General features: G+C 74.9%; 1 protein-coding gene and 1 pseudogene. Both read right to left on the minus strand.

The window, feature by feature from the left end:
- A pseudogene (locus AC2W7M_RS25725) lies at positions 1 to 587 on the minus strand (hypothetical protein); the annotation flags it as partial.
- 68 nt (positions 588 to 655) lie between these two features.
- Positions 656 to 1,284 (minus strand): RsmB/NOP family class I SAM-dependent RNA methyltransferase (locus AC2W7M_RS25730; RefSeq protein WP_486135958.1); only part of this gene is annotated, 629 nt, incomplete at its 5' end.

Raw genomic sequence — 1,284 nt, forward strand, 5'->3', positions numbered from 1 at the left:
CAGAAGGGTCGCCTGGGGGTGAGCCAGAGAATCACCCGGCGCGCAGGGTCACGTCGGGAAGCGCGCCGCGACGGCGCCGCGCGGCGCCGGGGGGTCGCGCATCCAGTCGCCCACCAGCGCGCGGGCATTGGCGCGGGCGATGGTGGTGCCGGCGGCGCGCAGGTGGCGCAGCCAGCCGAAGCCGTGCAGCGTCTCCGCCATTCCATGGAGGGCGGCACCAGTTCGAAGGGGGTGCGTCCGTCCAGGCTCGCCACCTTGCCGGCGAAGGCGAAGCGGCCGGCATAGAACTCGCTCGCGAGCGTGGCGTCGCCGGTGCGCAGGTCCTGCGGCGCGATCAGCAGGCGCTCGGGCACCGGCACCGGGACATAAGCGAGCGCCACGTCGCCGCCGCCGACCCGCGCAATGAGCGCGCGCACCCAGGCTCCGGCGACGATGCCGGCAAGTCGTGCGCGCTCCGCCACGCTGCTCCGGCCCACCTTGCTCCTCGCTCCCTTCTGGCCGCCGCGAAAGGCCTCCGGCAGGCTCAGGCCGCCGAGCCCGCGCAAGGGCGAAAGCACGCCACCGGTCCGCCCGCCGCTTTCGTCCATCTGCACCCATCCCTCTGGCGTATGGGGCGAACTTCTCCGCCCGCCGCGATCCTGGATGGGCGCTCCGCCTACCCGAGCCGGCGCAGGCGTGCCGCAAAGAAGCCGTCGAGCCCCGAGCGCTCCGGCTCGCCGCGCACCCATCCGCTCGGCAGTGTGCGCAAGTCACCTTGAGGAGTTATGAACGGATCGAGGCCGGCGATCTCCCCCGGCGCGAGCGGCGCGCGGGCGTAATCCGGGCGCGCGGCCAGCAGGCGCTCCACCTGCGCCTCGCCTTCCTCCGGCTCCAGCGAGCAGGTGGAGAAGACCAGCGTGCCGCCGGGGCGCACCAGGTCCGCCGCATGGGCCAAGAGCCGGCCCTGCAGCTCGGCAAGCGCGGCCACATCGCCCGGCCGCTTGGTGATGGCGATGTCCGGATGGCGCCGCAGGGTGCCGGTGGCTGTGCAGGGGGCGTCGAGCAGCACCGCGTCGAACGGCCCGTCGCGGAATTCCAGCACGTCGCGCGCCACCACCTGCGCCGCGAGACCGAGCCGGGCGAGGTTCTCCTTCAGCCGGCCGATGCGGGCGCCGGAGCGGTCCACCGCGGTCACCTGCGCCCCCGCGGCGACCAGCTGCGCGGTCTTGCCGCCGGGCGCGGCGCACAGGTCCGCCACGTTCAGGCCCCTCACGTCGCCCAAGAGGCGCGCGGGCAGCGCGGCGG

This window comes from Xanthobacter sp. BG11Y11_SDJG (assembly GCF_057364445.1).